At 57.9% G+C, this 17,084-nt stretch carries 20 protein-coding genes, 1 tRNA gene and 1 pseudogene; 6 read left to right on the forward strand and 16 right to left on the reverse strand.

The window, feature by feature from the left end; translation table 11 throughout:
* Window positions 1–114 precede the first annotated feature (114 nt).
* The 3 genes and pseudogenes from G6P99_RS24535 to G6P99_RS24545 form a co-directional block, all read right to left on the reverse strand.
* Window positions 115–963 (reverse strand): hypothetical protein, encoded by an 849-nt coding sequence (locus G6P99_RS24535; protein ID WP_165123669.1) that lies wholly within the window; start codon window positions 961–963, stop codon window positions 115–117.
* An 887-nt stretch (window positions 964–1,850) separates the two neighbouring features.
* Window positions 1,851–2,609 (reverse strand): DUF4760 domain-containing protein, encoded by a 759-nt coding sequence (locus G6P99_RS24540; RefSeq protein WP_165123671.1) that lies wholly within the window; start codon window positions 2,607–2,609, stop codon window positions 1,851–1,853.
* A 767-nt stretch (window positions 2,610–3,376) separates the two neighbouring features.
* Window positions 3,377–3,673 (reverse strand): annotated as a pseudogene (locus tag G6P99_RS24545) (helix-turn-helix domain-containing protein); the annotation flags it as partial.
* Window positions 3,674–3,954: 281 nt separating this feature from the next.
* On the opposite strand from G6P99_RS24545, the gene G6P99_RS24550 reads away from it, so the two are divergent.
* The 4 genes from G6P99_RS24550 to G6P99_RS24565 all read left to right on the forward strand — a co-directional run bounded on the left by G6P99_RS24550 (window position 3,955) and on the right by G6P99_RS24565 (window position 6,705).
* A complete protein-coding gene (locus G6P99_RS24550) occupies window positions 3,955–4,206 on the forward strand; it encodes a hypothetical protein (RefSeq protein WP_165123675.1) in 252 nt (83 codons plus the stop codon).
* Window positions 4,193–4,732, forward strand: coding sequence for a hypothetical protein (locus tag G6P99_RS24555; protein ID WP_165123677.1), 540 nt, complete (start codon window positions 4,193–4,195; stop codon window positions 4,730–4,732). Before G6P99_RS24550 ends, G6P99_RS24555 begins: the two co-directional genes overlap by 14 nt.
* A 673-nt stretch (window positions 4,733–5,405) precedes the next feature.
* Window positions 5,406–6,128 (forward strand): DUF3800 domain-containing protein, encoded by a 723-nt coding sequence (locus tag G6P99_RS24560; RefSeq protein ID WP_165123679.1) that lies wholly within the window; start codon window positions 5,406–5,408, stop codon window positions 6,126–6,128.
* 19 nt (window positions 6,129–6,147) lie between these two features.
* Entirely contained in the window at window positions 6,148–6,705 is a 558-nt protein-coding gene (locus G6P99_RS24565) for a hypothetical protein (protein ID WP_165123681.1), read from the forward strand.
* Here G6P99_RS24565 and G6P99_RS24570 read toward each other — a convergent pair.
* From G6P99_RS24570 to G6P99_RS24620, 11 genes are all read right to left on the reverse strand, one after another.
* Entirely contained in the window at window positions 6,680–6,844 is a 165-nt protein-coding gene (locus G6P99_RS24570) for a hypothetical protein (RefSeq protein WP_165123683.1), read from the reverse strand. The two genes, G6P99_RS24565 and G6P99_RS24570, sit on opposite strands and share 26 nt — an antisense overlap.
* 291 nt (window positions 6,845–7,135) lie before the next feature.
* On the reverse strand, window positions 7,136–8,887 hold the full coding sequence (locus G6P99_RS24575; protein ID WP_246709610.1) for a terminase large subunit: 1,752 nt from the start codon (window positions 8,885–8,887) through the stop codon (window positions 7,136–7,138).
* 19 nt (window positions 8,888–8,906) lie between these two features.
* Window positions 8,907–9,224 (reverse strand): phage terminase small subunit P27 family, encoded by a 318-nt coding sequence (locus G6P99_RS24580; RefSeq protein ID WP_246709612.1) that lies wholly within the window; start codon window positions 9,222–9,224, stop codon window positions 8,907–8,909.
* A gap of 708 nt (window positions 9,225–9,932) precedes the next feature.
* The gene (locus G6P99_RS24585; RefSeq protein ID WP_246709614.1) at window positions 9,933–10,178 is read right to left on the reverse strand and encodes a cold-shock protein; all 246 of its coding nucleotides are present in this window, start codon (window positions 10,176–10,178) and stop codon (window positions 9,933–9,935) included.
* Entirely contained in the window at window positions 10,150–10,380 is a 231-nt protein-coding gene (locus G6P99_RS24590) for a hypothetical protein (protein ID WP_165123684.1), read from the reverse strand. The genes G6P99_RS24585 and G6P99_RS24590 overlap by 29 nt, the downstream gene beginning before the upstream one ends.
* Window positions 10,380–10,631, reverse strand: a complete 252-nt coding sequence (locus tag G6P99_RS24595; protein WP_165123686.1) for a hypothetical protein — start codon at window positions 10,629–10,631, stop codon at window positions 10,380–10,382. Before G6P99_RS24595 ends, G6P99_RS24590 begins: the two co-directional genes overlap by 1 nt.
* Complete coding sequence (locus G6P99_RS24600; RefSeq protein WP_165123688.1) at window positions 10,628–11,119, reverse strand: hypothetical protein; 492 nt, start codon at window positions 11,117–11,119, stop codon at window positions 10,628–10,630. The genes G6P99_RS24595 and G6P99_RS24600 overlap by 4 nt, the downstream gene beginning before the upstream one ends.
* A 186-nt stretch (window positions 11,120–11,305) precedes the next feature.
* Window positions 11,306–11,827, reverse strand: coding sequence for a hypothetical protein (locus G6P99_RS24605; RefSeq protein ID WP_165123690.1), 522 nt, complete (start codon window positions 11,825–11,827; stop codon window positions 11,306–11,308).
* Window positions 11,828–11,832: 5 nt separating this feature from the next.
* Window positions 11,833–12,324 carry a hypothetical protein gene (locus tag G6P99_RS24610; protein ID WP_165123692.1) on the reverse strand — a complete coding sequence of 164 codons (492 nt, stop codon included), beginning with the start codon at window positions 12,322–12,324 and terminating at the stop codon, window positions 11,833–11,835.
* Window positions 12,321–13,538, reverse strand: coding sequence for a virulence-associated E family protein (locus tag G6P99_RS24615; RefSeq protein WP_165123694.1), 1,218 nt, complete (start codon window positions 13,536–13,538; stop codon window positions 12,321–12,323). The genes G6P99_RS24610 and G6P99_RS24615 overlap by 4 nt, the downstream gene beginning before the upstream one ends.
* 443 nt (window positions 13,539–13,981) lie before the next feature.
* Entirely contained in the window at window positions 13,982–14,212 is a 231-nt protein-coding gene (locus tag G6P99_RS24620; protein ID WP_165123696.1) for a helix-turn-helix domain-containing protein, read from the reverse strand.
* Window positions 14,213–14,412: 200 nt separating this feature from the next.
* Between G6P99_RS24620 and G6P99_RS24625 the strand changes: the two genes are divergently transcribed.
* Together G6P99_RS24625 and G6P99_RS24630 are read left to right on the forward strand one after the other, a co-directional pair.
* A complete protein-coding gene (locus G6P99_RS24625) occupies window positions 14,413–14,904 on the forward strand; it encodes a hypothetical protein (RefSeq protein ID WP_334261646.1) in 492 nt (163 codons plus the stop codon).
* 75 nt (window positions 14,905–14,979) lie between these two features.
* Window positions 14,980–16,134: a tyrosine-type recombinase/integrase gene (locus G6P99_RS24630; RefSeq protein WP_165123699.1), complete on the forward strand. Its 1,155-nt coding sequence runs from the start codon at window positions 14,980–14,982 to the stop codon at window positions 16,132–16,134.
* A gap of 76 nt (window positions 16,135–16,210) precedes the next feature.
* On the opposite strand, the gene G6P99_RS24635 is transcribed toward G6P99_RS24630, so the two are convergent.
* A tRNA-Cys gene (locus G6P99_RS24635) sits at window positions 16,211–16,284 on the reverse strand.
* A gap of 52 nt (window positions 16,285–16,336) precedes the next feature.
* Window positions 16,337–17,062, reverse strand: a complete 726-nt coding sequence (locus tag G6P99_RS24640) for a tRNA-uridine aminocarboxypropyltransferase (protein ID WP_029083908.1) — start codon at window positions 17,060–17,062, stop codon at window positions 16,337–16,339.
* Window positions 17,063–17,084: the final 22 nt, after the last annotated feature.

The following is a 17,084-nucleotide window of genomic DNA, read 5'->3' on the forward strand; positions in this document are numbered from 1 at the left end:
GCTTTGTTTTATCCCCGATTAGATCAAGCAGCCGCCCCAGTTTCAGGAACAAACGCCGCCGGGCGTATATTTTTGAGACCGGCGGCGTCTTTTCGTTGGGACTGCTGTTCCGATCTAAGTGACCATGGTACCCGGCGCCGCCGCGAACTGCTCGCGCAACTCCTCACTCGGCTCGCCCCCGACGAGTTCGAATAGAAGATCACGGGCCTTTTTGATCTCCCATTCGGCCTTGTCGTCGGTCTTCAGCCATTCGTGCGGCATTATGCAATGCAAGAGAACCGAAACCTTTGCGCGCCGGCCAGCGGCCGTTTGAGCATTGATCGACTCCATCTCCACTATAATGGCGTCCACCCGATCCCAGTGCGGCTGGGCGAGGTTAACGAGACGATTGTAATCCTTGAACTCGGTCATCTGCGTTACGCGCTTGCAGTGGTCGTCATCCGCAAGGAGCCCCTCTTCGGCGCGGAGCCGGATCAGCTCGTCGCGACAAATGTTGTCGAGCCGATTGATTTCGTCGTGGTTAGCGTGCGCCAGTTCGAACTCGCGGAATATCTCCTCCTCCAGCGCAAGCAGCCCAGCATCCGTCGCCTCGTTTGCGCGCTTGGAGTGCTTCGCTAGGCCGCAAATCATTCCTACGGGATTTCCATCGTGCGCCCAGTCAAGACTTTGGCCGTGCGATCTGAAGAACTCTAGCGGCCCCTCATAGTACGCGGCCGTGTCCTCGTCTTCATCCTTGAATGCGGGGCCGTGAACCCGCCGTCGGAAATATTCCAGGGTGAGCGCGGCTTGGTCCTCATCGATTTTCCAACCCTCGCGGACGTAGCGTGTGCGGAGAAGATCCACAATTTGCTCGACGCGGGCCAAGATCGCTTCGTTGTCGGTCAGCTGGGGTTGAGACCCCGAGGCGATTGCAGCGGCCGGCGCGGCGGCGGCGACCGCGGCGGACGAGACGAACATATTCATTGGGAGCCTCCTGCTCACAGTGGGTGCCCCTGCCCGCCCTGTAGAAGTCGACTCCTTGGCGTTCGGTTCGCCCTTATTGCCGATCGGCTGGCATGCGCCAGACTGGCTGGCTGGAATCAGAGACCGCGGGGACAATTCAACGGCGCCGTGGGCGCCAATGCCCTCCTCCAGAATTGCGGACGAGCTTGTGGGTGGCGTGCTATACACGCGGTCAGACTTGGCCATTTCGATTAGCTCCTGATGGTCGGGTTAGAGCCGAGTCCGGAAGCATCACCTTCCGCTCGGCTCTTTTTTAGTGTACAACCTAAATTATGAAGAAGTCAATAAATGTTGCACCTAAAAAGCGACGCGGGCGCCCGGGAACGGGCAAGAACCCGCATATCGCTGCGAGAATGCCCGTAGAACTAATTGCTCAAGTTGAGGCTTGGGCAACAGCGAACAATGCTACGCGCTCCGAAGCATTCAGAACTCTGGTCGAGATCGGGCTGAAGGCGAAGAAGTAGGCGGATATGATCAAGACCGCGACGGGGTGGCTGGAATTACCGCACTGGCTCATTCTCGCAGGAGCCGTGCTGGTAGTCGTCGGCCTCATTGGCCTTGTGATCAGCCGCCGACACCAGGCGAAGGGCCAGGACGAACCTGCCACGGAGCAGAGTCTCGAGCCAAGCCCCCAGTTGCCAACTCTGCCGGATCTTCCTGGCTCACGGCCAGCCGTTGTGGTCCGAAGACTCGAGCGCTAAGCGTGACGCGGCCCCTCGGGCAAAAACTGCGACTCGAGGGGCCGTCCGCTTCGAACGGGCAGGTAAGCCGGATTGCCAGGCTGGCTTTGCAGCGTGGCAACCGTGACGATTTGCGGCTGCAGCAGGACAAGAAATGATCCCGCAGCATCAATCGACGAATCTCGTTTTGAATTTCTGTTCAACCAGCTCGCGAAAGTTGATGTGGGTGCGTGGGCTTCCACGATTAGGCGCATCCCTGATTACAGGCAGGAGATGGTTGTACCAGTTCACAAAGATGCCTCGGAGGCTGAGTTCTATCATCGCGCCGTCTAGGTCCTCAGTCTTTACGCCGATGCTTATGAACTCAAAATAATTGAGTACGTAGACCATCGAATCCATGGTGGACGTAGCGCCATTAGAGAACGATGCTTGATTTGCGTGCTCCTTCTTGAGTTGCTCCAAGTCGCCATCTTTGACTGGCGTCCCCAATGGGAATTTGGAAAAGATATTTAATCTGTGCTTTTGGTACTCAGCGCTATTTCGAAGCTGAATGAGTACGCTCATCGTATGGGCCTTGCGCTGGTTCTTTATGTTGTTGTGGTTGGTATAGAGCCAGCCAATGCTCGCAAGATATGCCGATACCACAACGGCGATGCCGGACTCTGAATTTGTATACGGTAGGATAAGAGGCAGTGCCAAAGTCGCAAAAATAATGCTTACCCAAAAAATCTCCCTGCTGTTGAGCCGATCTTTTTTGTAACGGCGCGCCACAAATGCGCTGGCAATTAGGAGGATTGGGACGAAGCTGATCGAAAGCCAATCGCGCTGTGTGAAGTCGCTCACCTTGTGCATGAATTCTGCGCTGAAGGTGTGCTCGAGAAAGAACAAGAAATAGACCGCTAATAGCGCGGCAACCACGTACTGCATGGCAAACCCCCAAAACGAAAAAAAGAGGACCACTTTAGGTGGTCCTCTTTTCGAATTGCAAGGCTACAGAGATACTAGCTAGCCGAGACCTTCACCATCCAATTTGCGCATTGCCAGCTCCTCCAGTTCCAATTCAATGACCTTCCGCGATTCCGATTAACGGTTTTCGAAGGCTACCGTTCCTAAGCTGAGGCCACCGTACTTAGTAGTCGGGTTCCGGTCAATCCGGTTCATGCTGGGTAGTTAATGGGGCCTGCCCTCCCGTTCAAGCCATTAGAAGCATTACATTTTCGATACTTCCAGCCACTTTTCGTGAAATCACGCCTTTGGGGGGGCGCGGATGGGTGACCTTTCTAATCAATCGAGCTTCAAGCCCCACCTAGCCGGGCTGGCCTCGCCAACCCGCTCCACGCCTTTCCCCTCATGGTTCTGGAGGTTGTGCTGGATGCCCAGCGCGGCGTGGCGGGGTCTTTCCCATTTGCCGCGACCATCAAAAAAAACGGCCCCAGAGCGGTACGAAACCGGGGCCGTTGGAGTATTTGTGTATCTAAACATTTCCAGCTGACATCAGGCTTACGTCATCTCGAAAACCTTCGTTCACCCACGGTGAAACCCCAGATTGCGCTCGGCTATAGGGCGGCCGCATTGGCCCCGGGGCATGGCTATTCGTTCTCGACCCGATGATCGAGGCCAATGGGATTGCTTCCTGGGTAAATCATCCGCAATTATGGGACGTCTACAGTCAACGGGCGCCGGCGGCACGGGGCGTGGACGAACTCCCACATCGTGCGGTAATCGACCTTCAGGCCACGCTCAGCGAGTTCGGCCACCAGCCCGCGCACGGTAAAATCGTTTCGGCACCGTTGCATCAGCCATTCGCGGTGCGGCCCCGCAATCTTCTTTGGCCGATAGCCCCCGATCTGGTCTGGCTTGACGCTACCGGTCTCGTGGAAGCGCTGTACCCAGTTGATCGCCGTGCTGATGCCCACCCCAAATTGAGCCGCTGCCTGATGCCGCGACAGGCCACCTTTGATGACAGCTCTCACCACCCGCTCCAAAGCCATCCGCCGGCTGGTTGAGCTGGGGCTGAAGAAAACGAAGGCGTAGTTCTCGTCATGCAGATCCCCGCCTACGTTTCCATTGGATTATCGACCACATTTGGCTAAAGTTAGATTGCACTCTCCCTAAGGTTGCGACAGAAAAAAGCTGAGGAACTCGGCGTATAACCTGCTGATTCTTAAAACAAAATTCGCCCACCTTGAGAGGAACAAATCCCCCTGATGTTGGTTGTAGTTCAAATATCTGTTGACATCTGTCAACGCGCGCGTACATTGCCGTGCGTGTGATGGCAAATAGATCAGCTCATCCCAACAAGGAAATCGAAGCCGTGGTTTCCGAGGCAGAAACAGAAGGCTGGGGTTGGCGAAAGGTCAATGGCCACGCTTGGGGCCAGCTTCTTTGCGCTCACCATGACCGGGACGGCTGCCGAATTTCTATTTGGTCGACGCCTAAAAATCCAGAAAATCACGCCAAACAGATCCGCCGCGTGATCGATCGATGCCCGCACAAAGAGGAGGTCAACGATGAAGACGTTTGAATTTAGCATCATCGCATCCGGCCTTGATCCAAATGTCGATGGCTTCGAGGATCATTTCTACAGCGCCGGCTGCGATGACGCGCTGATCGCCTTTCAAAAGGGCCACATCATTCTGGATTTTGCCCGAGAGGCGAATTCGATCGCTGAAGCTATCGCGTCTGCAGTCGAGAACGTGTGCGCTGCTGGCGCAAGAGTCGACAGGATCGAACCCGACCCGCTCGTCAACTTGACCGACATCGCCGCGCGCACACAATTGACACGCGCGGCGATCTCAAATTATGCCAAGGGCTCAAGGGGGAAGGACTTCCCTTCACCGGTCGCACGCGTCACTTCGGATGCCCCGTTGTACGATTGGGCCGAGGTTGCCAATTGGATGGCACTCAACAAGAAAATACCCGTCGAGGCCGCAGTCTCCGCGAGCGTGTTCCAGGAAGCCAATAATGCTATCCAGGCCGGCGAAATTCATTTGGCCGATCGCTTGAAGAAGCGCGAGCAAGACGAAACGGTTGCGTTGGAGGCCGCCTAACTTTTGGCAGGCCCGAAGGATGCTCGGCGTCCTCGGCGTGCTGATGGTCGCGAAGCCGCGGATCGAAATTTCGGTGTCATCCGGCGAATTTGCCCGTCCGCTAGTGGAAAGTCGAGGGGCCTGGTCAGTAGTCCCGTGCCTAACGACCGCGTCGAGTTTGAAGGCGGTCTGGATCCGGCTTTCGCATGTCCGTAACCTGCGATAGGTTACGGCCTAGCGGCGGCCGAATCCGGACCGGGCACTTCTCAAGCCTTGCACCCCGGAGGCGATACCCGCCGCCCCACGCTGGGGGCGTTGATTGGGGGGATCCCTGTCAACCACCCGCCCGGACGGATGTCTGGGCACCCAGAAGAGACGTGGGACTACCGGAAGCGGTACGTAACGCGGAAGGTAGGCCGGTGCGAGCACATGAACGGCGGCTCTACACCGTTCCGATGGCGGCCAACTCCTCAACCCAATGGGTCGAGGCGCGCCCGACCCGGAGGGCCGGCTGATGAAAAAGCCACCATACCGAGTCGATGTTCGCGTGACGGTGAATGTCGCTGCTTGCCTCTGGGCAATCGCGGCGATCATCCACTGCTTCAAGTGAGCATGGCGGGAGGCTTCGGCCTCCCGTTTCCATGTGTACATCGAGAGCCACCTGCGGATCAGTTGTACGCCAAGGGGTACCACCGTGCTTCGGGCCTATTTTGACGAGACCGGCATTCATGCCAACTCCCCGGTAACATTTATCGCCGGATTCATCGGAACTGCAGACCAATGGGCCGCGGTGGAAGGGCAATGGCTGGCGGAGATGGGGCCCGACGTTTTTCATTACAAATTCATGAGGAGTCAAACTGAGCGCATCGAGAGGCTAGCGCACATCGTGGCTTCGTCCGGGCTACTCGCGTTAGGCGCCGGCTTTTCCGGAAACTGGGAAAGGGCAATTTCTCACAGAGATTGGCGGAACAGAGTATCCGATCCATATCATCTCTGCTTCGAAATCTGTACCGAGCATATGGAGAGGCTCAGCGATATTGAATGGCAGAGCCAGCAAGTCGAAGTCACGTTTTCTGATCAACAGGATTATGCGAAGCGCGCGCAGTATATATGGCGGGCGCACAAAGCTAGCGGCTTCTGGAAAAAGATAGCGAGCCTGGCCTATGGAGACCCGAAAACTACCTGGCAGCTCCAAGTTGCCGATATGATCGCCTATGAAGTCTTCCAATGTATGAAGACCGGCGACGAAGGGTCGGCATGGGAACACTGGCCTCTTTGCAGGGCGCTCCTAGATCACGGCGGGGATTTTCTTGGTGTGTATCATACTGAGAAAACATTCATTGAAATGATGGAGAACGTCGACAAGAAAGGGCGCGCGCCCCTAAAAGCGGAACGACCGACGCGCCGGGAAAAGTGATGCAATAGGCGCGTTTGACATGGAAAAATTTCACATTGCCCTGACCGACGATGAAGCGGCCCTCTTGTCGCAAATTGACCTGCGCGACCAGTTGCCGCCCGGGACTGACGGGCACGCTGTCTACCAAAGTAATCGAAAGCCAATCATAGCGCTGCTCACTTCGTTGACGGAGCGTAACGCTATTCCTGAGCACAGGATCCGGTATTTCACTGACCCTGATTACAAGCAGGGCCGTATCAAAGGTTCTCGTAAGGAGCTATTCGAACGCAACGGCAATGATGGAGCCGAGATATACGAGCATCCAAACTTCAAGCAGTACCTTCGATACTTCCTCTTCGGACCCGAGCTACCGGACCGCGCCATAGTGGAGTTCGAAGAGGAAATCGGTGATCCAAAATGGGTTAGTGGCAGCGATGCCATTGCCCTGGCCAAAAAGGCCGTCAAGATCGCGCGCGCCTATCAAATACAGAAACACGAGGCCGCAGACAACTTCTTTAAACTCGCGCTCGATATGGGGATCAACTTTTCGCAGGCCGATCAGATGCAGGGGATCATCCGCCGGTCGTCTCTGAAATGATGCCCTCCATTTGATCCATCTTCAACAGGTCGATCATTGTGAGACAGTGTCGCGCGTAGTCGGGATCGACAAACTGATAGCGCGCATATGTCCGCTGATATGCTTTGATCGCCTCTTCAAGGTCGAACTCCTTCTCCACCCTCAGTTCGCCCTTCCACCCTGAGGGTGGATCAAGTATGCGGAATAATTCGAGCGACTGATCCTCTCATTCGGCGATTGACCGTGCACTTTGCACCACTCGACGAAGTCGTCCGGATTCAAGGCCACCTTCACGACGCTAGCTCCGCTTCTCTCCGCTTGATCTGCTAACCGGTTAGTGTTGACCAGCCACAGATCATAAGGGACCAACGCAGGATCCAGTGCCCGCCATCTCGGCCAGTCTTCCTTGCTTAGCCAAGCTACTGCGACGTTCGGCATGTCCGTTCCTTCCTTACATGAAAAACAGCTGGTACTTTTTGGGCTTCTTCTCTCCGCCGCTGCATGTCGCGATGCCGATCGACATTGCAAGGCTGACAGCTCCGTCAATGCGATTGGTCGCTTTATCCTTAGCGAACATGCGGTGTCCGGTTCGGTTTGATTCATAAATCACCCCGGCCAGACACATTGTTTGGGCCGGGTTCTTCTCGATAACGATCCGCTCCTCAATAATTGCGGCTTCCAGTTTGTTGATGCTGTCCGGCATCCAAAGATAGATCTCTTCAGCGCCAGTCTCGGCTTTCCCCCTGGTCTCCGAGATAATGCGCTTCTGAAAGCCCTGCGGATGCACAACGCACGGAAGCGAAAGCCCGCGGTCGGTCATTTGCTCTCGTAGATTTTCGAGCCCGTACTGATCACAGCCAATCGAAACCGGCTGGTACGTAGCGCAGATCTTACCGAGCGCGTCTGCGACCCAGCCGTAACCGATGCGCCGGCCAGGCACCGCCTCCATGAATTTTTTCTCGATCCAGAGCGGATACGGAGCGCGATCAGCTTTGGCGCGTTCCTGGAGGGTATCCTTCGGAGTCCAAAACCAAGTGCGAGACGCAAAACGCCACTTGTCGACCGTCTTGTCGAGCAACCAGGTCAGCGTGAACGCTGTTAAGTCGTTCGCCCGGGAGAGATCGAGGCCGCCGAAACATGGATATCCGCGCTCCGTCAGAGCATCTGCGTCGACCTCACCGAAAACTAGCTCGAGCGCGCCGCGCGAAAAGGCGGCTGTCACGCTGTCCGTCCACTCACAGAAATGAAGGCGCCGAACCATTGCCTCTTTGGACGGCATTCCTTTGGCTTCGTTGACCTGCTCGCGGATAAATTGCGGCTGAATGGTGACACCCAGAGTGGGGTTTGCCTTAGGCCAGCACGCCTCATCTTCGAACGGGTCGTCGCCCTCGTCCAGCGCACAGACATAAGCGAACCACGCGTCGTTTTCTGCCTCTCCGTGCGCGACGCGGATCGAATACTCATGCTCCGAGAAGCACACCGATTTCCGGTCAAAACCCGAGTTCGTGATCTCGAAGATTAGCGCGTCCTGATTGCCCTTGGTGCCGGCTCTCAGCATTTCGATAACTTCATTATTGGGGTGTTCGTGGATCTCGTCCACCAATGCACAGAAGGGGCGGATCCCACTTTTGCCGCGCTTGTCACTGCTGATGGGTTTGTAGAATGAAGATCGGGCAGTATCGGTTAACTGCCACACGGGATTCACGCCGGATGGGAGCAGCCGTTTATGGAGCTGCGGCGAGCGCTGCCACATCGCGACAGCATCGCGGAAGAGAATAGCCGCCTGATCTTTGTCGGTTGCGGCGCTGTAGATCTCGGCACGCAGCTTACCAAGTGCGGTTAGCATGTAGTGTCCGACGCCTGCAGCCAGCGGCGACTTGCCAGATCCTTTCCCCGCCTCGACATAGGCGCGCCGGAAACGCCGTAGACCATCCGAACGCTTCCAACCGAACAGCGAGCCGACGATGAAAGTTTGCCAGGGCTGGAGGACAAACGGCACGGCGCGACTGGTCACCGCGCCGTCGTCAGCCGTGTCCTCGATCTCCACCGTAAGGATGTCCCTGAAGTATCCTACGACCCGCTTGACGGCGGCGGGATCCCACACCAAGCCACGCGCTTCCGCCATCTCCAGGTCCTGCAAGTGGCGCTTGCAGGCCGCGCGGACATGAGGCCCGGCTACGACCTTGCCGGCGATGACGGCCATCGCGTAGGCGGTCGCGGGATCAGGCCTCGAAGTAGGAGGCCGCCGGATCTTCTTCGGTTTGTCCATCTGCTTTAACTCTCGCTCTGGCACTTGGCGTCATGCCAAATTCTGCCAGCCATGCACGAATGCGCCGATCAGCGTCGTTTCGCTGCGCGACTGCGGGATGCACACGGTGCATAGTGTCCCCGCCGGCCGTTTCCGTGGTGTAATAGTCGCTACCGATCGACTTAAGCTCCGCTCGAGCAGCAAGGAAGTCCGCATAGGCTTCGCAAAGCATTTCCAGCGCGACGCCGTCGGCCTCCGTGAGCACCCCCATGCGGTCCAGAAGCCCAGTCACGTAACCCCATGTCTCACGGGCTTTGTCGCTGAGGTGCAGCGGCGCAGACGGCCGCGAACGCCTCGCTTTCGGCTCCTTCGAGTTCAGCGGGCGCTTACCTGGATTGCCTTTTACCAGTTTTAAGTGTGTCGGAGCTGGCCTTCTACCTTTCACCCACAAAAGTCCTTCCAGTTTCGCGGCCGTGCGTATAAGTGCCCCCGTGCGATGCCGGGTCCCGTCGCTCTAGAATTGCTACCTACCCCCCGAGGGGTGTGCACGCGGCCGCTGTTCGCTGGATGTAGTGGGTCGAGCGGAAAGCCGTCTTCACCAACCGCACTGCTATAGCCACGCAGCTCCGCGCGCTGCTTCGCTGAGTTGTGGTGGGGCGCGCATAAAGATTGAAGCTTTCCGTTCCAGAACAGAGCGGCGTCGCCGTTGTGCCGCTCGACATGGTCGGCGACAGTCGCGCGCACACGCTCTCCTGCCTCTAGGCACATGCGGCAATACGGCTCGGCGCGAAGCTGCGCAATTCGAATAGCCCGCCAACGCGCGGTCCAATACCAGCGTTGCCATGGCCGCGCCTGGTTTGCAGTGCTCATTGGTTAGCTTTCCATGGAAGAACGTAGGGAAGCTGATTTTCAGGGACGAGACCGAGCAAGGTTCTGGTGCCCTGCTCAGTCTCGGCCGGCGCCGGTACGTCCGCGGTCGCCAATTCGTTGACGTTTGCCATCAGGCCAACCTGATCGCGTCGGCCCGCTCGCGACCATTGCGTTCGTCGATCACGAGGTCGAATGCCACGGTCGGCCCGGATTCCGGTCGGAACACCGCCGACAGATGCTTAATATGCGCGAACGCATCCGGGCCGCCGTCATCGCGCTTGATGAACCCGAAACCGCGATCGGAATCCCACATTTTGATTTTGCCGGTGTACATATTCGGGGCTCTATTATTGAAGCTTGGCACCGGCTCGCTCATCTGCAATCGCGCCAATTCTTCGGCCGATTCGAATGAGTGCGTCGTGGCGCCAACGTTCTAGTGTGGTCGCATAGGCCAACATCTCACTCCGAAACCGTTCGCCGTTGATGTTAATGCCAGCGTCGCACATCTGTACGGCATACGCGCTCAGGGCCGCATCGCGATGCCGGCAGAGTTCGTCATTCGCCTCGTTGATCGTCATCAGTGGATACGCTCCGCTACCAACGTAGTCTCTTGCAGCAAGCGTTCCGGGTCGAACGGCGCGCCGGCCGGCAGGTCGAAGCAAGCGCATGCCGCGTCCAATTCCTCCGCTGTGTCCACGTAAATCATGACGCTCTCGAAATCCTCACACAGGACGAAGTCGACGCGAGATACGTGGCTAGACTCGCCGCGCTTCGATCGCTGCAAGAGTTCGCGCCGAATGCGCGCTTCTGCATCAGCGATTCTTGTCATCGCGTTGCATCCTTTCCGTCTCGCCCGGCCTTTACGACAAGGCGCCAAACACCGTCACCCGATCCCGGGCGAACTCCCTTCGAGTCGGTCATAGCGAACCACATCGCACCGCGATCACTGCAAAAAGTATGACGCTTGAATTCCTTCTGTGACTCCCAAGTGCCCGCCCAGGGCACGAGTGGACGCTCGTTCAGCTCGACCATCTTCTGCTCAACCTGACATAGGCGATCGACCAGAGGGGTGACCGCCTTGACGACGTAATCGCGGATCACGGGAGCGATCGCGTCCATCGTCGTCTCGATCTCCTGCAACCGTTGATCGCTAATCCCGGATTGCGCGATGAATTGCCGCTTCTGCGCCTCCGTTGGATTCTTGATTTCGGCGACCTGTTCCGCGGTCAGGAGCGCGCCATCGATAAGGTATTTTCGGGTCATCGCGTTACTTCCCAAGCTTCCGGATATCGGGCGCGTGACCGTATCGACGCTCATAATCGACCTCGATCCTGGCTAGATGGCGAGCTCTGGCGTCCATCGAGCGAAATTCGCCGACACGGGCAAGGTCCAGATCGCGCGCTAATTCTCGCCGCAAGTTGCGGATGCGAAATAGATCTTGAATCTCGGGCGAAATCCGAGCGACGCGAACTTTCTGTTTCGACAGTCTGACCACGGGCGGCATCAACGTTTCTCCATTTCCGGCGAAGCCGCCGAGATGATCGATTTTGCGATGGTGCTCATGCCGGAAAGTAGCGGCTCTGGCAGCCGCACGGCGTCGACGCCGGCTTCTTTGAGGCAAATTCCGGTTGCATTGATGGCAGCGATTGCCGCGGTCAATTGCGCGATGCTCGAAACAGCCTGCTCGGCGGCGGCCTTGCGAACTGGGACCAACGCAGCGCGCACTGCCTCCGCATTGGAGGCCGTGCATGCCTTGATCCGTCCGCGCACTTCCGCCGCCGCACGGTCGAGCATTGCGGCCTCGGCATTGAGACAATCCAATCTAGCCTGGGCTGCTCGCCGATCTTCCAGCGAGTTAAGTTTCCGCCACGACTGATGGGTGCCGCTTGCTATGCCCTGGTCGGCGGCGATTTTCGAGCACAGATCGGCCTGCGCCGTTTCGATTTCGCGCAGCTCAGTCTCTGCTGCCGCCATCTCGGGCGGCATAACTGCCCGCGCCATTGCTTTGATCTGGTCTGATGTCATGCGGATCAATCTACGCCATTTCGTTTTTCGGGCGCGTGTGCTGTCACGCACTCGTCACCAAACAACCGGTTGGCCAGAATGAATCTCGACGCTGCGGCGCTGATCGCTTCGCGGTCCTCCGTGTCCCATTCACCGAGGTAGCCGCGATCTTGCAGAAAATCCGCCGTTGTCCGCGGGACAGTGACCCAGATCCGGATCAAGCCCAATTTTTTGCGCAGCCGGGACTCTTGCGAATGGCGAGCATGCCTTCGTTTTTTTTTGCCGACCTGGTCGGCGCTAATGCTTGGCGTGACCGAGGTTTTCTCGCTGCCTGTCACCACGTCACCACTGCAACCGGTTACAGTCCGCAGGTCTAAACCTCTATCGCGCGTATATAGATCTTTAGCTTTTTTACTGGTGACAGTGGTTACAGTGGTGGCAACCATTGCAGTAGGCGCATTTTCGGTGTCACCGGTTCGTTCGGCGTAACCGGTTTTGAGTGGTGGCGAAGAGTTCATTCCGCCGCCCGCTTGTATCGCCAAGACTGCTTGCCACCAGTGCGTACTTGGACCCGGCACCATCCATGCGCCTTAAGGCAACGGGCAACACGGTTCTGCTCGATCTGCCCCCAGCGCGACCGTTCGATACAAACTGCATCGGCTAGCACCTCGGCGATAGAGACGCTGGTGCGCGTCTCGACGTATCCGACGATGACGTCCCACCAAGGATCGTCTATCAGTCGGTCACGTTGCTCACGCTGAGCTTGCTCGACAACCTCACGCTTGATGAACCACCAGGGCGCACCGCCCTTGTGCAGCCTGTAAGCCTCAGCCCAGAGTTGGTCTCTGTCTCGCTCCAGTCCAGCTAGATCAACTCGGTTGACCTTTACGGGCCAGAAGCGACGGTTTCCCGAATCGTCCTTTAAATACGTGTCGTTATTGGTGGTGCCGATAAAGCAGCAGCTCCGAGGCATTTCGAGAACACGGGTGCCATATGGTGGACGAAAGCGATCCGTGGTGCGCGAGACCCACGCCTTTACGCGGCCGACCTCAGCGCGGGAATACGCATCGAGCTCGGCGATCTCAAAGCCCCATACGCCGACCAATTGCATCGCTGAGTCTTTCGACCCGAGGTCTCCGATTTCGTCGCAGAAGAAATCACCGAATAGGGTCTTAAGCGCTCGAGATTTGCCAATCCCTTGAGGGCCCTCCCAAATTGGGACGTGGTCGTGCTTACAGCCCGGATTAAGCACCCTCGCGACGGCACCGATCATCATGCTGCTGCCGACGTTCGCTACATAGGGATCATCGGCCGCGCCCAAATATGTTGTAAGCATAGTTCGCAGCCGATGTTTGCCGTCCCAATCGATGCTCTCTAGGTATTCCCTGACAGGATGCCCAACCCTGTCCCGGGCGACGAGTTCAACGGCTTGGGCAGTGGTCGCTGGCTTGATAGCTATGCCTGCTCTTTGGATGTATTCCGTGGCCAGCAGGTCGTCGTGTGCCGACCATGGACGCGGCCGAAAGGATTGTGGGTCAAACTGCCATGGCGGAGCCGAAACCAACATTGTTCTGCCAGCAAACTCATCATACGCGAGCATGAAGCGTAGCTCCGGAGCCTCTCGGAGCATCATGCTGGCGTTAGCTAGACTGGCGTGTGGTGTACCGCTCGAATAACGCTGGAGCTCTTTGGTCCAGTCCGGCGCCGCCGGTAGGCTGACAACATTGCTCATGCCCGTGACTCACCGAAATGAAGATGGGCAATCGTTGCCGCCGTATTTGGAGGCAGAAAGAACCGTCTGGCTAAGCGACGCTGTTGAATTTCTTCAGTCGGTATGGCAATCTCTTCGGGCTTTGCGAGCGCTTTAGAAATTGCGAGAGGGTTGCCCTGGCCGGCAACCCTTTCTGCGTTAGGAAGCAAGCTTCACCTCCCCTTGAACGAATTCACCGAGAACGCGGGCAGCTGCTGCCGCGCAATCCTCCTGTGCGATCGGGGTCGACGTAAACGCGATGTCACCGCCACCCGAAACATGGGAGACCCGAAAGACCGTTTCCCCAGTGCACCGATCGGATAGCGAGCGCACGGTCACGACGCCGCGAAGTTGGCGAATGTCGGCCGCGTAGATCGGATTGCGTCGGAGCGCCGACCCGCGCGATCTCGCGCTGCGCCCCATCATCACGCCACCTCCTCGATACCCAGCAACTTACGGAGGGGCGCCGTCGGAATGAGGATCATCTTGCCCTGACGGAAGCAGGTGATTTCACCCGCCCTGCAGGCGTCATAGACGCTATTCCGTGCTCCGAATGCGCCCGTAGCAACGAGGTCGTCGGGCCGGACCACCGCATTTTTCGTCAGCAGATGTTCGATCGTATCGCGCTGCGAAGCCTTATCGTTCGGAGTTGCCATATCTCGCTCTTGATATGCGGCGGGGTTGAAAATGGACGCTTGCTGCCGCTACGTCCCAAATAGCTGTTGACGATAGCGCCCGCTACATATAAGTATCAAATTAGATATGGTTGTGTATCATTTTTCAAAAGGCGCAATTCATGGCTCGTGGCGGTAAACGACCAGGCTCAGGGCGAAAAGCGGAAGGTGACCGCGTCGCCATGCTTGTAAGGATTGACCGCGATCTCGAAGCGAGGATCAAACAAGCTTGCAATGGTAAGTCGATGTCCAAAACCGCGGAGCGCCTGCTGCGCTCGGCGCTTAACGATATTGAGAATGGTGACGATGCCGCCAATAACGCGCTGGGGTTTATCGTGGCGCAAGCAGCAAACGCGGCGGGATGGAACGATCGAACCTGGCGCAATGACGCGTCCACGACGCGAGCCCTTAAGCTTGCAATCCCCGCCATCATCGACTTGCTGGCCCCGACGCCTGAAGAAAGTTCTGGTGAGGAGCATCATCCGCTATTCCGCTCTGCAGATGAGCACGCGCGTCAAATCTTCTTTTGGATAGTCAATCGCCTCAAGGAGCGCGGAGATGAATACGGATCCGACTGGCCAGCCGGCCACCCGCTCCGCAATTTTCCTCGAGCCGCTGATGCCCTGAATTTTACAGATCTTGTGGCCACCGCGACGCGAAAGGTGGTGCCGTGAAACCGGCCTGCGAACTAAGTTTGAGGCAGCTATCGAGCGCGTCATTCCGCGCGCCTTTGAGAAAGCGAGAGGGCAATGACCGGACACGTCAGACGCCGCGGCGGATCCTCGTGGGAAATTAAGTTTGAGCTCGGCGCCGATCCGCTCACGGGCAAGCGTCGCATTCGATATGTGGCGTTCAAGGGGACCAAGCGCGCGGCTGAGCTCGAGCTTGCTCGCTTAGTCGCTCAAAATGCCGCGGGGGAAGGCGTCGACCCATCAAAATCGACGGTGGCAGAATTTATCGAGAGATGGGAGCGCGACTGGGCAACTGCCAATGTTGGACCGAAGACGCTTGAGAGATATCGCCAGCTATTGCGGTTATACGTCAGGCCGCGCATCGGCGCGGTTCGCATTCAAAAGCTACGCGCGGTTCACCTGAATGAGCTTTATTCCACCCTACTGCGCTCAGGCGGCCAGGACGGCGCTGCTCTTTCGGCTCGCTCGGTCGGACATGTTCACCGCGTTCTGCATCGTGCGCTTGGTCACGCCGCTACCTGGGGCGTCGTGTCGCAAAATGTTGCCTCCCTCGTTGCGCCACCGCCGGTACCTGACGAGGAGATCAAGATCCTTACAGAGGACCAGATCGGCGCGATTCTGCGTCACCTTGAAGGCCGCACGCTTCGCCCGATCGTGTCATTTCTTCTCGGAACCGGGGCGCGTCGTGGCGAGGCACTGGCTATTCGCTGGGGAGATGTGAACTTTCAAAAGAACGTAGTGCGGATCGAACGGTCGCTGGAGCAGACGAAGGGATCCCTCAGGGTCAAGTCGCCCAAGACAAAGAACGGCAGGCGCAGCGTGACAGTTTCCCCGTGGTTGGCGGCTGAGCTGCGCTCCCATAGGGCCCGGCAGGATGAGCGCCGGCTGGCTCTTGGAATGGGCCGCGCGCCTGATGACAGCCCAGTGTTTGCCGGATGGAACGGTGAGTTCCGGTCCCCTAGCCGGCTAAGCCAGGATTTTGCGGCAGCCATGGACGCGCTAAACATCGATTGCACCCTGCATGGTCTCCGCCATACCCACGTCTCGCAGCTGATAGCGGCCGGGCTCGACGTTCTGACGATTAGCCGGCGAATCGGGCACGCCTCCCCAGCGATCACGTTGAACGTTTACAGCCACATGTTCTCGAACACGGACACGCGCGCTGCCGACATTATGGAAGCAACGTTCGCCAAGATTCGCGGCACAGAGTGAGAACAGATTTGCTACCCTACCGGTGGCAATCCGGTGGCAATGAATTTTTGGCTATAGGCTAAGCATTTGAAATTGTTGGAGGCCACGACCGGAATTGAACCGGTGTACACGGTTTTGCAGACCGTTGCGTCACCACTCCGCCACGTGGCCCCACGCGGCGCTTCATATACGCCCTCTCTCAGATAGGCAACCAAGCTGGAAGCTAGCGTCGGCGCTTGCGGAAATCCCGTTTCTTCGGTTTTGGGGCCAATTCCGGCATTTCCGCCTGTACTTCGTGGAATTTTGCCAGCATCCGCTCGAAACTACCTGACAACGTTGCGGCAATATCCGGCCGCTTCTCCAGCCCCGCCAGCAGAAGCGCGGCCGCCTCGATGGTCGCAAGGCCGTCGCGCCGCGGTTCCCGGCGCAGCTGGCCGTAGCGCGAGGGCCGTTTCGGTCCGAGAATCACCCGCTGGCACTTCAACATCCAGGCATTGCGCCACCACAGCGCCTTGGCCTGGCTCCAGGTGCCGTCAAGCAGCACGATGCCCTCGATGTCCGACAGGACGGCGCGCTGATGCGGCTCAAGCTCGCCCTTGCGGTTGATCGCGACGATCTCGGCATCGGTATCGAGATCCTCGACCTTGGCCGACCCGAGATACAGCACGGCCCAGCGCGACGGATCGGCTACCGGCCGACCGAGCGCCTTTGACAGGCTCGGCCAGGACAGCCCGATCCGGACCACGGCGTTCTTGAAATGCCGCGCCGTCAGCCGGGCGGTACCGAGCGCCCTGTCCTGCTCCTGCGGATGCTGCAGGATCAATAGCTGGATGCGGCTTTCGATCGGCGTGACGCTGTCGCAGATGCAGAGCGGCATCGGCTTGCCGCAATGCGGGCAATCCGGGATCTCGGCGGCAATCTCGGTCTTTGCTTCGGTCGGTTCGGACATCGCTTCGCTATACGCGCGCGGA

It is taken from the genome of Bradyrhizobium sp. 6(2017) (assembly GCF_011058295.2).
Classification (GTDB): Bacteria; Pseudomonadota; Alphaproteobacteria; order Rhizobiales; family Xanthobacteraceae; genus Bradyrhizobium; species Bradyrhizobium septentrionale.